Here is a 13,813-nt window from a genome sequence, read left to right on the forward strand (position 1 = left end):
ACCAAGTTAAAATTTACGATTGCCAATGTTTTTTGCAATTTCTGCTAATGTCTTTTTTGAACGTGATGCAGGCAGACCTTCTAGCTGTGCAAAGGCCTTCTTAAGGTACATCTTACTGACTTCCCCTGCCTTCTCGATAGAGCCAGTGGCTTTTATTGCTTCAATAATAACTGTCATCTCATCAAACGATATCTGCTCATGCACCGTCTTAACTAGTGCTTTCAACTTTGGATCCTGCATAGCAATTAATACAGGCAACGTGATATTACCTTGACGTAAGTCGCTTCCTGCAGGTTTTCCAAGCTCCTTTTCTGAAGCAGTGAAATCCAGAATATCATCCGTGATTTGATAGGACATTCCTACATAATAGCCAAATCGAAATAATCTCTGATGAATGTCTGCACTGGTACCTGCAGTTAGTGCACCAAGTTGACAGCTCGAAGCAATTAGAAGAGCTGTCTTCCGTTTAATGCGTCGAAAATAAGTGCGCCAAGTTTGGTCAAAATCAAACTTATCTTTGATCTGCTCAATTTCACCTAGGCACAGTTCTACCATTGTTCGTGCTAGAATTTTGTGTGCCAATGGATCTTCAATCCTTGCCATAACCTCCAGGGCTCTAGCAAACATATAATCCCCTGTATACATAGCTACACGATTATCCCATTTTGACTTGATCGTTGCCGAACCCCGACGTAAATCAGAGTCATCAACAACATCATCATGAACAAGAGAGGCAGTATGAATCAGTTCAAGTGTGACAGCAGCATTCTTCACTACATGAATATCATAGTTGCCAAACTGAGCAGCCAGCAATACAAAAACTGGGCGAATTCGTTTTCCCCCGGATTGCAGTAAATGCAGCGATGCTTCTCTTAGAACTGGAGATTCAGCCTGTATAGCTGCTTCTAATTCTTTTTCAATTAATTGCAGATCCGTATTCAAGAAAGAATACAACATTTTAAGTTTCATACATTCCACCCAGCTTTGTATATGCTAACATTTTTGCTAATTTGATTTAGTGCCATAATGAGAAGCCGCAACTCCGAACGTGTGCGCCTTATAGCTGACATTCTTAAATCCAGCAGCCTTAAACATTTCTTCTAATTGCTTCATACCTGGAAAGTCACGAGCAGATTCTTGAAGCCATGAATACTCTTTAAAACTCTTAGCAAATAACTTCCCGAATACCGGCATCACAAAACGGAAATAAAGCTGGTATCCTTGCTTAAAGACCGGCATCGTTGGTTGAGAGGTTTCAAGGCATACCGCCATACCCCCAGGCTTTAATACTCGATTCATTTCCCTTAATACTTGCATATAATCCGGAACATTTCGCAGTCCAAAACCTATGGTTACGTAATCAAAGCTGTTGTCCTCAAAAGGCAGCTCCATAGCATTTCCATGCAGCAGCGTGACTTGCTTTAAATTCAGCTTATTAACTTTCTCTTCGCCGATTTTCAACATATTTTTACTGAAATCAAGACCGTAAATTTCCGCTTCCGGCCCTGCTTGTTCAGCCATTGCAATTGTCCAATCAGCTGTACCGCAGCATAAATCCAAGGCTTTTGCTCCGCGTGGAATGTTCATCTTCGCCATCGTTGCTGAACGCCATTTGATATGCTGTTTGAAGCTGATTAACGAATTCATTTTATCGTAGTTTCCATATATTTTTTCAAAAACATGATGGACTTTTTCTTCTTTAGATTGTCCCATAGTTTACCCTTCTTCCACAAATGAATTGGCTTTAATGGCTGTTTCATCAAGAATTGTATTAATCCAGTGCTGGACGAAACCATTCTGGGAAGAAAGCTTCACTGCGGCCTTTTTTGTCATATGTTGTGCATCCATAATACACTTGTCCATTTTTGTTGAAAGGTAGTTTAATTCAATGCGGGTTAACTCTTTTTGTTGTGGGAAGTTTATTTCTGCTAACGCATCAAACACAAGAGATTGCCCTCCTGCTTTATATTGCATTTTTTCCAGATGCAGTCTGTTTAATAACAGCACGGCTCCTGCAAGCTCCATCCATTCTGGCTTTGCAAAGTATTCAGCAAGCTTTTGAATTAACGACGACTCAATAGTCTTTAAACTTGAAACCAGCATATCTTCATCCGTAAAGGATTTTTGATAAAGCAAAATTTTATGTTCATTGATTTCTTTAATGCCGCTTGAAAGAATCTTAATTAAGATAACATTCCCGGTCGTTGCCAGCAGCTGATAATAAAGACCGCTGAAATAATCCCCAGCCAATACGTTCAGCTGACGATTTTTCAATTCATCCCCTGATTCAATTTCCTTTGAGGAAACCGTAACTAACTCATGCGTATCAAGAGCGACCTGTACCATCATAGTAGAAAGCATATCTGTATGAATCTCTTCAGACGATTTTTCTAATTCATTAAAAAGGCCCGCTAATAACAGCAGTTTATCTTCATCTATTTTCGGCTCATCAAGAATTTTTTGAAGATAGGGATGATAAGCTTTTGATTTAATACTTTCCTTTAATTCAATCACTGTATTATTTATGTTTAACATGGAATCACCCTTGCATCCCCAAAAGATAATTTAATTTAAAGCATTTTTCTCCGTCTAAAACCAAACATCATTATATCATAAAACCTATAAGATAAAAGAAGAATGCTCTAATTTACCTATACCTTTATCGATGGAACCATAAAAACAGTACAATTTCTTTTAGACATCCATTTTCTGCAAGAGTGCATATCCTATTTATCGATCTTAGGCTGTTTGGACTCACTTTCCACTTCACCATACGGCGTATAGATCATCGCATGCCCACGTACTTTAATGGCTGATGTATGCTCAGTGAACTGAGCAATCATCACTTCACCCGCATCCAGCTTTTCAGCGTGATGGAATTTAGTATCTGTTCCTCTGGTCAGTCCGATTACATTGACACTGTCTTCGAACGCTTTTATTACGATAAAATCGTTTACTGATTTCTCATCCATAATTATCACTCCTGCAGCGTATGTTTCCTATTACCCTTTAATAAAAGCCAGTACCTCTGATCTAGTACGATAATCTTCAGCAAAAACTCCTCTTACTGCTGAGGTTACCGTCTGTGCACCAGGTTTCTTCACGCCTCTCATCGTCATACACATATGTTCCGCTTCAACGACCACCATCACACCATGCGGCTCTAAGCTTTCCATGATAGAATTCGCAATCGTACTCGTTATCCGTTCCTGAAGCTGTGGACGTTTAGAAATGGCTTCCACCGCACGAGCCAGCTTGCTTAAACCCGTAACCTTACCGTTTTTCGGAATATAAGCAACATGAGCTTTTCCATAAAACGGAACAAGATGGTGTTCACAGACTGAATGGAATGTAATGTCCTTCACAAGGACCATTTCTTCATGTTCTTCTCCAAAAATTGTTTCAAAATATTGCTTTGGATCCTGATGCAGACCTGCAAAAATTTCTTCATACATTCTCGCCACACGTTTGGGCGTATCTAAAAGACCTTCACGATCCGGGTCTTCTCCTACTGCTTCTAAAATCATTTTTACTGCTTCTTCAATTTTGGCATGATCAACATTTGCCATTTTATTTCCCCCTAATATCATAAGTAATAATACGTATCAGCACTAATAGCAGCATATTAAGATGCTGCTGAATCTTTCGTTTTAACTGTATACTATATTAGCACAGAACGAAAATAGTAAGCAAAAAAAGGGACCACAATGTGGTCCCTTTTTACCCTTAAAGTACCGATATGTACTTACTTCACAGCATCTTTAAGTGCTTTACCTGGTTTGAATGCAGGTACTTTGCTTGCAGCGATTTCGATTTCGTCGCCAGTTTGCGGGTTGCGGCCTTTACGTGCTGCACGTTCGCGAACTTCGAAGTTACCAAAACCGATCAATTGTACTTTATCACCGCTTTTTAAAGCGTCTAAGATTGTATCAAAAACAGCATCAACGGCTTTCGTAGCGTCTTTCTTAGAAAGTTCGCCTGCTTCTGCAACTGAGTTAATTAGTTCTGTTTTGTTCATGCCATTCACCTCCTCCCAAAAGGATATTTATAAAAAATCAATATTACAAACACTGTATAATAGTGATTTGTTACTCTTGTCACCAATTTCTATCGGCCATTGATTTATTCTAAAAATCACAAACCAGAAATTGATCGAAGCTTGTCTGAAAAAATATGTACATTCAGGCTGGAATGGCTTCTACATTGCGTTTTCTGTAAGTAGATTATCATAGAACCCGTTACCTTAGCAAGAAAAATACAAAAATAATGGGAATCTTTTCATAAAAAAATGCATAATCTATACTTTTTGACTTTATACACTCAATTCTTTCCCTATTAAAGAAATCTTAAACCTCTTTAAAAAGCGATAAATCAAGGTTTTCGAGGACTTTTCTATCCTACTCGAACATCTTAAATTTCGCAACACATAAGACTTTAATTCTTAATTAAGAACAAAATATATGTTATATTACCCAAATTATAGAAATGATAAATAAAAAGAAAAAGCTGTCGAGGTTTTCTCAACAGCCTGCAGGTCTTAAAGAATAATGGCAATGAGACCGCCAGAACCCTCATTGATGATTCTTTCTAACGTTTCTTTTAGTTTATAGCGGGCATTTTCAGGCATAAGTGATAACTTTGCCTGAATACCTTCTCTCACAATGGAACTTAAATTCCTGCCGAAGATTTCCGAATTCCAAATGGACAATGGATCATCATCAAAATCCTGCATTAAATAACGGACAAGTTCTTCACTTTGCTTCTCTGTACCGATTATTGGTGCAAATTCAGACTCAACATCTACTTTAATCATATGAATAGAGGGTGCAACCGCCTTTAAACGGACACCGAACCTTGACCCCTGCCTGATGATTTCTGGTTCATCCAAGCTCATATCATTAAGTGTAGGAGCCGCTACTCCATATCCAGTTTGCTTCACCATTTTCAGCGCATCTGATACCTGATCATACTCGGCCTTTGCATACGCAAAATCCTGCATCAAAGCGAGAAGATGATCTTTCCCTCTTATTTCTACACCAACAATTTCTTTAAGAATATCATCATACAGTTCATCTGGAGCAAACAAATCAATTTCAGCGATTCCCTGCCCCATTTCCATACCGGCTAGGCTTGCATGATCAATAAATTCAAATTCATTAAAATTTCCTACAACCCGATCGACATCACGAAGGCGCTTTATATCCTTTACGGTTACTTTAACGGCTTCCTGATAGCTTTCCCGAAGCCAATGGTCTTCTCTAAGTACCATTACCCAACTTGGCAGATTAACGTTTACTTCAAGTACAGGGAATTCATATAATGCTTCTCTTAAAACATTAAGTACATCCCCTTCGCGCATACTTTCAATACTCATCGCGATTACAGGGATATCATATTTCTCTTGAAGGCTTTCCCGAAGTGCGGCCGTATCCGGATGATGAGGCTGGACTGAATTTATGATGATGATAAAGGGCTTTCCTACTTCTTTTAGTTCAGATATAACCCTTTCCTCTGCATCGATATAGTCCTTTCGTGGGATTTCCCCAATTGTTCCATCCGTCGTGACGACTACACCCAGCGTAGAATGATCCTGAATGACCTTTCTGGTGCCAATTTCAGCTGCCTCATGAAATGGGATTGGTTCCTCATACCAGGGCGTATGAATCATTCTAGGACCATTCTCGTCTTCATACCCTTTCGCGCCGGGCACCGTATAACCAACACAATCAACGAGACGTATATTTACATTCAATCCTTCAGCCACTTCTATCGTTGCAGCCTGATTAGGGACGAACTTCGGCTCTGTTGTCATGATTGTTCTCCCAGCGGCACTTTGCGGCAATTCATCCTGTGCTCTTGCACGATCAGATTCAGTATCCATATTCGGAATGACAACTAACTCCATAAACTTTTTAATAAATGTGGATTTACCAGTACGAACTGCCCCGACTACACCTAAGTAGATGTCGCCGCCCGTCCGTTCAGCAATATCTTTGAAAATATCTACCTTCTCCAGCAATATAACCCCTCCCGCTCTTAAGTCTTGGGATGATTTCCATCCACTTGACTACTTTATCTAGGACACTATTAGTTTATGATGTTGTCCTAAAAAAATATTCCTCTTTTATTTGCCCTCTAGTCCATCCCCCCGTGCATTCATCTATATAAGTTAATCATCTGCGCAATCAATTCAGGCGTAGGAGAAGAATAAAAAAAATCCTTCTACTACACTATATTGTGCAGAAGAAGGATTATGCTTATTTTACTAAGAATATTGGTTTTTCAGATTCATCAATTGTATAAGGCAAAGAAAAAGCCGGAACAAAATCAGATTCTTCCACTAAAATCTCCCGAATGTCCTCACCCTTTTTAAAGGTATGTTTTTTTCTCTTTGAGAGCATCGTATAAATCTGGCGTATAATCAACGAATAATTCAGCTTTATTATTCACAATAATCGATAATTGTCTTTGTGAATAAGGACTAGTCACGGTCGGTGCTTCTTTTAGACCCAGTTTCTTATAATCAAGCGTAAATACTTCATCTGAAAGCACCTCACCGTATGGTGGATAACCGTTCGCCTGACGATAACTCGTCAGCCGAAGATTCAAATCCTGAATGGCTTGAGCCATCCTTACATCAAGTAATTTGACAGTAGGATCGGTTTCAACATCAATGAGCACATATTGAAAAATGCCTCCAGCGTCAAACGAATTAGGAGGAGCTTCAGCTATATACCTTGGTACGATCTTTTTAAAATCCACCACGTATTTTTGGTAAATAGGTGTTTCGGCTTCTTTTGTTATAATCGGCAGGATCCCGCCCCCGTTCGTTTGAAATTGATCAACCGCACTTTGTACCGATTGGATTTGTTCTTTGTAAGGGGTTTGGTTTTCTTTCAGTTGACTATCCGGATACATACACCCTGTTAGGAGTAATGGAATACAAAAAATAATAACTGCCCATTTTACTTGTTTCATATAATTCGCCTCGCTTAAGTGGTTGGTCCACTAAATACTACTACAAAGATGATTAAACCAGCGATAATCATAAGTATGTATGCAAAGATCGCCATAAAAGCCTTGAAGAAACCGCTTAATTTATACCGGCTTAGGTAAATAGAAAAAATGGAGATTGCCATAAAGCCCATAGCAATAAAAGAGATCCACATTTTTTGCAATGCTGGTGTCACAAAACCTACTCCTTTATCGTAGTGTATCATCCACTACACATTTTAGTTTATGGGGGCTCGTCCTATTTTGATAAAACAGACTATTCTTCAAGTAAAAAAAGCAGAAGATATGTCTGTAGATATATCTTCTGCCATTTGACTAAACCCACCAGTTCCAAGTTAGATTACTAGTTTACTTTCGATGCATTGTATGCTTTCTACTCTAAAGGCGTATCAGCAAATGCCTATTTTCAGAAAAATATTTCACACATTATTTAATTGGATTTAGAGTAATCGCAAAATTATTCAGATTCCCGCTCTTCCATGATATTAAATAAATCTTCCATTTCACTTCGTTTATCTCGATTCATCAATAAATCAACGGAATCCTTTACATCTTTTCCAGCAAACAATACTCCGTAAAGCGCATTCGTAATCGGCATATCGACTTCATACTTTTGCGCAAGCTGATAAGCAGCCTTTGTGGTTCGAACACCTTCAACCACCATGCCCATATTCGTAAGTACTTCGTCAAGCTTTTGTCCTTTACCAAGCAAATTACCCGCCCGCCAATTTCGAGAATGGACGCTTGTACAGGTTACAATTAAATCGCCAATTCCTGTCAACCCTGAAAAAGTTAACGGATTTGCCCCCATGGCACTGCCTAATCGGGTAATTTCCGCAAGACCACGGGTAATAAGAGCTGCTTTTGCATTATCTCCATACCCTAATCCGTCAGTAATCCCTGAAGCTAACGCAATGATATTTTTTAAGGCACCGCCTATTTCCACGCCAACGATATCTGGATTCGTATAAACACGGAAATATTGATTAATGAATAAATCTTGAATTCGTTCAGCAGCAATCATATTTTTTGATGATACAGCAACCGTTGTGGGATGGCGCAAGCTCACTTCCTCAGCATGGCTTGGTCCAGAAAGGACCACTAAATCCTTCAGCATACTGCTCGACATGTCAGCTTCAATCATTTCAGAAATCCGCATTAAGGAATCCGGTTCAATTCCTTTTGACACATGGACAACCGTAAGCGGCTGTTGACTGACCTGTTCAATATCCTTCAAAACATCACGAATTGCCTTGGTCGGTACTGCCAAAATGATAATATCAAGATCCCTTAGAGCAGAGTCTAATGAGCTATACCCAGTGATTCCTTGTGGAAGCTTAATATCGGGAAGATATTTATGATTGGTTCTATGGGTATTGATTTCTTCAATCTGTGCTTCCTTATGACCCCATAAACGCACTTCATGTCCATTGTCTGCAAGAACCATTGCTAAGGCAGTACCCCAGCTTCCTGCTCCAATTACGGCTGCTTTTTGCTTTGTTCTTGTCATATTCAACCACCTTTTCTCTAAAAGGTAACTATTCTATGGTGAAGGAAGTCAGGACTGAGTGCATCCAAACCATCCCTCAGAACATAGAAAGCCTTCGATCTCTTGATGACTAACTAGATGTCATTATTTTCTTTGACGTCCAAAAATACGAATTGGTGTGCCATCAAACTCAAAGGCATCACGGATTCTATTTTCTAAAAATCTCTGATAAGAGAAGTGCAGAAGTTCTGGATCATTAACAAACACAACAAATGTAGGCGGTTTGATGGCTACTTGAGTGGTGTAGTAAATTTTCAGACGACTACCATTATGAGTAGGTGTCGGGTTCATCGCTACGGCATCCATTAACACTTCGTTAAGAATATTCGTTTGTACACGAAGAGCATGACTTTCACTAACCTTATCAATTACTGGAAGAAGCGTATGGATACGCTGCTTAGTTAATGCAGACAAGTAAATGATTTTAGCATAGTCCAAGAATAAGAAATGAGCTCGAATATCTTCTTCGAATTTCTTCATTGTTTTATCATCTTTTTCTAATGCATCCCATTTATTAACGACAATAATAATTCCTCGGCCTGCTTCATGAGCATACCCAGCAATTTTCTTATCTTGTTCGCGAATGCCTTCTTCAGCATTTAATACCACAAGAACAACATCTGAGCGTTCAATCGCACGCAAGGCTCTAAGTACACTGTATTTTTCAGTGCTCTCATATACCTTCCCTTTTTTACGCATCCCTGCCGTATCAATAATGACATACTCTTTGCCATTAAATTTATAAGGGGAGTCAATCGCGTCACGAGTCGTTCCTTCAATTTCACTAACAATTACCCGCTCTTCTCCAAGCAAAGCATTAACTAATGAAGATTTTCCAACATTCGGTCTTCCAATTAAACTGAACTTGATGACATCATCATCATAATCCTGGCCGCCGAAATCCGGGAAATACTTAGCCACTTCGTCAAGCAAGTCTCCTAAGCCAAGACCATGTGAACCTGAAATTGGGAACGGATCTCCAAATCCAAGTGCATAGAAATCATAAATTTGTTCGCGCATTTCAAGATTATCAATTTTATTAACAGCCAGTACTACTGGTTTTTTTGACTTATAAAGAATTTTTGCAACTTCGTCATCAGCCCCAGTCACACCTTCACGGCCATTTACCATAAAAATGATGACATCCGCTTCATCAATAGCTATCTCAGCCTGTGCACGGATTTGTTCAAGAAATGGTTCATCACCAATATCTATTCCACCCGTATCAATGATGTTAAAGTCATGCGTTAACCATTCTCCTGAACTATAAATCCTGTCTCTCGTTACGCCTGGTACATCTTCAACGATAGAAATTCTTTCTCCAACAATTCTGTTGAAGATTGTCGATTTTCCAACGTTAGGCCGTCCGACGATCGCAATTACCGGTTTTGGCATTGTATTCACCCTTCCACTCCATATATCTTTAAAGCTCATGAAATCCATGAATGCATTTATCTCCACTAAAAAATTGCACTGTTGATTTTCATATTTGCAGAAACTGCAGTTAGGCTTCGGTATGTATTTACCAGCTCTCTAACTATCATATAGTATCAAATTTTCCACCAATCAACAATGATTGTCTAAAAAACACTTTTATTATGATGTCACACGATTCCTTTTATTAGGAATTAAATTTGGCTTGCGTTTGTTGATAGAGCACCTTACTAATCAGTTCTGCAGCAATACAGGCAAGTCCAACTGTGGCAGACAACGTCGCGTTGTCGAGCCACTCAAGGGAAATACTTTTGTAAGGCAAGGTGTGTACAGCCAATAAGCCTGCAAATACACAATCACCCACCACCATCCCAATTATGATGGCACTAATCCGCTGCTTCCAGTCTTTAAATAACAAAAACGCTGTATAATTAATGGCAATTGCTTGCATCCAAGAAGCTTCAAAAATTAGTATAATTGGATCCAGCAAAGCAAATAATTGAAATGCCGCATACCCAATTCCAATTGTACAGAATTTAAAGACAAAATAACTCGTATGAATGAAGGACAATTTCCGATTGTATATCAGTAAACAAATGAACAAATAAAGACCGCCCAAACCTACTCGGTAAGGATAAACAGCTAACTCATATCCAGATAGAATAATCAAAATGAGTATATGACATATTAACTGAGACCGAACAGTCGATTTAGGCATAAAAAACACCACGACCACCCACCCCATCCAAATAATCCAATAAAAAAACAACCCATCCATAACGTTCACCTCCTTTAAAAGACATTATGTCTCCTTTAAAACAAGATTAAACACGCTATGGGCAGATGAATAAAAAATATAGATTACAGGGGAAAATAACAGAAAGGAAAGGGGGAGACATATTGGGAAAAGATCGTCAGGAAAAAAACTTAAAGAAAGCCGCCGAGTCGAATCTGACCGTGACCAATCACTAAAATATCCTGGAGCTACCAGACTTGAAGGACCAGAAGAAGCGAGAAAACGAAATTCCTAAACCTAAAGGAGGCTGTCCAAATCGGACTGCCTCCTTTTTTGGTGCATTCGTTCCTTGCTGTTTTGGCACCACTTAGCTGGTTTTTTTGGGGTTGGTACTTGTGAAAATAGGGTATCTTTCTCTTTTTTGGTAGCTAGATCACTTTTTGGACAAACCCTACTCTACTCTGTTGGTTTTGCGGATTCATTTTCTCTGTTCAGCCTAGGATTTCTGCCTTGCTGCAGTTCCTTCAGCTAAGCTCCCTAAACAAAAAAACAAGTTTCCGCTAGGAAACTTGTTTTTTAAAGAACTATGAGTATCTCTTATTTTAGTTTATTTAGTGCGTCACCAATCATTTCACCAAGTTGGAATCCCTTTGTTTCTTCGGGGATGTCATAATCATATGATGAAGCGGATTCGGCTTCTTCGAGTTCTTTAATGCTTAAGGATAGCCGCTGTTCAGCTTCGTTCACATCCAGCACTTTAACTTTTACAGATTGGCCTTCTTTTAGTACTTCTTGAGGGGTGCCAATATGTTTGTGGGATATTTGAGAAATGTGAACCAGTCCTTCTACACCTGGGAAAATCTCGACGAATGCACCGAAGGTAACTAAGCGGCGTACGGTTCCTTCGAGTATCGAACCTTTAGATGCCTTTTCCGATATTTCTGTCCATGGTCCTGGTAATGTTTCTTTAATAGATAGAGAGATTCGTTCATTATCTCGGTCAATTGATAGAACCTTTACTTGAACCTGGTCTCCCTCTTTAACTACATCAGAAACTTTGTCCACATGTTCATGTGACAGCTGAGAAATATGAACAAGTCCATCTACTCCGCCAATATCGACAAATGCGCCAAAATCAGTAATACGTTGAACGGTTCCTGTAATTGTTTGTCCGCTTTCAATCGTATCAAGCACGTTTGATTTTTGTTTTTCTTTTTCAGCCTCAACTACAGCGCGATGAGAAAGGATTAAACGATTTTTATCTTTTTCTAGTTCAACAATCTTAAATGTAAGTGTTCGATCCTTATAATCAGCAAAGTCTTCAACAAAATAGTCTTCAACCAATGATGCAGGAACAAATCCGCGTACACCAAGGTCCACCACTAAGCCGCCTTTTACTACATCTTTAACTTCTGCTTCAAAGATTTCACCTGACTGGAACTTTTCTTCAAGATGATCCCAAGCCTTATAAGCGTCAATTTTGCGTTTGGATAGAATTAATGCCTCTTCTTCAACCTTGATTACTTCCAGTTCCAGTTCGTCACCTTCTGTAACAGCGTCTGAAGCTTTTTCCACATGCAGACTTGATAGCTCACTGATTGGGATAATACCGTCTGTTTTTGAATTCTCGACATCTACAATCACTTGCTTCTCTTCCACCTTTGATACTTTAGCTTTAACCTTGTCGCCAACCTCAAAGATGTTTACTTCCACTTGATTCATGTCTTCTGCCATTTCGAACTCCTCCTTAACCCATGACTGCTGTGCAGATTTCATCTTATACAGTGTTGTATAAGACCTAAATACAACTTAGCTTCACTATTAATTAATAATTCGGAATTATACCCTTATTTACTAAATTCTAATAAAACGGTGTAATTGTCAAGCAAGAAGGGTTATTTATTTTCAGAAATAAGTTTTTGAATTTCAGCCATAATGACTTTTGTTGCAACATCTGCTGATACCTTTTGGTCACGATAAGGCTGGAAGTCTATTGGTTTACCGTAGACAACTTTTACTTTACCGAGAAACGAATAAGGTCCAATAACCGCACAGGGAACAATATGAGCTTGGGAGCGAAGTGCAAAGAAACCTGCTCCAGATAAACCTTCGCCTAATTCCCCGTTCTTGCTTCTGGTTCCTTCAGGAAATAAACCTAAAACCCTGTCATCCTTAAGTATGGCTAATCCTTTTCTTAACGCCTCCCTATCACTTAACCCGCGCTTAACAGGAAAAGCATTGATTTTAGGCATTATACCCTTTAACACAGGGGCTCGAAACAATTCTTCCTTAGCCATAAAGTGAATATCCCTTGGAGAGGTAGTTCCGACTGCAAGCGGATCTAAATTATTTATGTGATTCGCACAAATGAGAACTCCCCCTTCTTTCGGAAAATGTTCTTTACCGCTGGCTTTGATTCTATAAACGGGTGATAGTCCAATCTTTACCACGTTTTTTGCAAAAGTGTAAAAGTTCAAGCGCGCTCTTTCCTTTCCTCAATCAGAACAATAATTTTCTCTGCTACTTGTTCAATTGTAAGAGACGTTGTATCTATCTCTATTGCATCCGCTGCTTTCTTAAGAGGAGATACCTCTCTCTCAGAATCCAGCTTATCACGCAGTGCGATTTCTTCTTTTAATTTCTCTATATCTGCAGAAAATCCTTTTTGCATATTTTCTTGATATCGGCGATGTGCCCGTTCATCTACAGAGGCAATTAAGAAGACTTTCACTTCCGCATCAGGAAGCACATGCGTACCGATGTCTCTTCCATCCATTACAACGCCGCCGCTTCGGCCTAACTCCTGCTGTCTTCTGACCATCTCTTCTCGAACAAGACGATGTTTAGATACTTCTGAAACAGTGCTTGTAACTTCATTATTACGTATTTCTGAAGTCACATTTTCTCCATCAACGTAGACCAACTGACCTATTTCGGATGGTTGTAGTTCTATTGCAGTAATTTCTAAAAGCTGCTTCAATGCCAGCTCATCTGACACATTTACACCTTGGAGTAATGCTTTATATGTTAATGCCCGATACATCGCACCTGTATCGACATATATGTAATTGAATTTCTCT

At 39.2% G+C, this 13,813-nt stretch carries 15 protein-coding genes and 1 pseudogene; 1 reads left to right on the forward strand and 15 read right to left on the reverse strand.

Translation table 11 applies throughout. The features are described from left to right. Positions 1 to 6 precede the first annotated feature (6 nt). From hepT to WYK_RS20460, 12 genes and pseudogenes are all read right to left on the reverse strand, one after another. The gene (hepT, locus tag WYK_RS20405) at positions 7 to 969 is read right to left on the reverse strand and encodes a heptaprenyl diphosphate synthase component II (RefSeq protein ID WP_040376286.1); all 963 of its coding nucleotides are present in this window, start codon (positions 967 to 969) and stop codon (positions 7 to 9) included. A gap of 36 nt (positions 970 to 1,005) precedes the next feature. Continuing rightward, on the reverse strand, positions 1,006 to 1,713 hold the full coding sequence (locus WYK_RS20410) for a demethylmenaquinone methyltransferase (protein WP_040373304.1): 708 nt from the start codon (positions 1,711 to 1,713) through the stop codon (positions 1,006 to 1,008). Positions 1,714 to 1,716: 3 nt separating this feature from the next. After that, positions 1,717 to 2,535, reverse strand: a complete 819-nt coding sequence (locus tag WYK_RS20415) for a heptaprenyl diphosphate synthase component 1 (RefSeq protein ID WP_040373305.1) — start codon at positions 2,533 to 2,535, stop codon at positions 1,717 to 1,719. Positions 2,536 to 2,726: 191 nt separating this feature from the next. Next, positions 2,727 to 2,972 carry a trp RNA-binding attenuation protein MtrB gene (gene mtrB, locus WYK_RS20420; RefSeq protein WP_040373306.1) on the reverse strand — a complete coding sequence of 82 codons (246 nt, stop codon included), beginning with the start codon at positions 2,970 to 2,972 and terminating at the stop codon, positions 2,727 to 2,729. 30 nt (positions 2,973 to 3,002) lie between these two features. Next, on the reverse strand, positions 3,003 to 3,569 hold the full coding sequence (folE, locus tag WYK_RS20425; protein ID WP_040373307.1) for a GTP cyclohydrolase I FolE: 567 nt from the start codon (positions 3,567 to 3,569) through the stop codon (positions 3,003 to 3,005). Positions 3,570 to 3,745: 176 nt separating this feature from the next. Beyond that, complete coding sequence (locus WYK_RS20430; RefSeq protein WP_040373308.1) at positions 3,746 to 4,018, reverse strand: HU family DNA-binding protein; 273 nt, start codon at positions 4,016 to 4,018, stop codon at positions 3,746 to 3,748. A gap of 519 nt (positions 4,019 to 4,537) precedes the next feature. After that, a complete protein-coding gene (spoIVA, locus tag WYK_RS20435; RefSeq protein ID WP_040373314.1) occupies positions 4,538 to 6,016 on the reverse strand; it encodes a stage IV sporulation protein A in 1,479 nt (492 codons plus the stop codon). A gap of 241 nt (positions 6,017 to 6,257) precedes the next feature. Further along, positions 6,258 to 6,978, reverse strand: a pseudogene (locus tag WYK_RS20440) (hypothetical protein). Positions 6,979 to 6,992: 14 nt separating this feature from the next. Next, a complete protein-coding gene (locus WYK_RS20445; protein ID WP_040373309.1) occupies positions 6,993 to 7,190 on the reverse strand; it encodes a DUF2768 domain-containing protein in 198 nt (65 codons plus the stop codon). Positions 7,191 to 7,471: 281 nt separating this feature from the next. Continuing rightward, the gene (locus tag WYK_RS20450; protein WP_040373310.1) at positions 7,472 to 8,524 is read right to left on the reverse strand and encodes an NAD(P)H-dependent glycerol-3-phosphate dehydrogenase; all 1,053 of its coding nucleotides are present in this window, start codon (positions 8,522 to 8,524) and stop codon (positions 7,472 to 7,474) included. A 123-nt stretch (positions 8,525 to 8,647) separates the two neighbouring features. Beyond that, positions 8,648 to 9,958: a ribosome biogenesis GTPase Der gene (gene der / locus WYK_RS20455; protein WP_040373315.1), complete on the reverse strand. Its 1,311-nt coding sequence runs from the start codon at positions 9,956 to 9,958 to the stop codon at positions 8,648 to 8,650. 226 nt (positions 9,959 to 10,184) lie between these two features. Further along, positions 10,185 to 10,775 (reverse strand): YphA family membrane protein, encoded by a 591-nt coding sequence (locus WYK_RS20460; RefSeq protein ID WP_040373311.1) that lies wholly within the window; start codon positions 10,773 to 10,775, stop codon positions 10,185 to 10,187. Between the two features lie 121 nt (positions 10,776 to 10,896). Between WYK_RS20460 and WYK_RS24260 the strand changes: the two genes are divergently transcribed. Further along, positions 10,897 to 11,028, forward strand: coding sequence for a YpzI family protein (locus WYK_RS24260; protein WP_081704750.1), 132 nt, complete (start codon positions 10,897 to 10,899; stop codon positions 11,026 to 11,028). A gap of 302 nt (positions 11,029 to 11,330) precedes the next feature. On the opposite strand, the gene rpsA is transcribed toward WYK_RS24260, so the two are convergent. From rpsA to cmk, 3 genes are all read right to left on the reverse strand, one after another. Further along, complete coding sequence (rpsA, locus tag WYK_RS20465; protein ID WP_040373312.1) at positions 11,331 to 12,467, reverse strand: 30S ribosomal protein S1; 1,137 nt, start codon at positions 12,465 to 12,467, stop codon at positions 11,331 to 11,333. Positions 12,468 to 12,628: 161 nt separating this feature from the next. Further along, positions 12,629 to 13,210, reverse strand: a complete 582-nt coding sequence (locus WYK_RS20470) for a lysophospholipid acyltransferase family protein (RefSeq protein WP_040373313.1) — start codon at positions 13,208 to 13,210, stop codon at positions 12,629 to 12,631. After that, a partial coding sequence (cmk, locus tag WYK_RS20475) for a (d)CMP kinase (protein WP_040373316.1) occupies positions 13,207 to 13,813 on the reverse strand: 607 nt, incomplete at its 5' end. The genes WYK_RS20470 and cmk, both read right to left, overlap by 4 nt.

It is taken from the genome of Peribacillus psychrosaccharolyticus ATCC 23296, assembly GCF_000305495.1.
Taxonomy (GTDB): domain Bacteria; phylum Bacillota; class Bacilli; order Bacillales; family DSM-1321; genus Peribacillus; species Peribacillus psychrosaccharolyticus.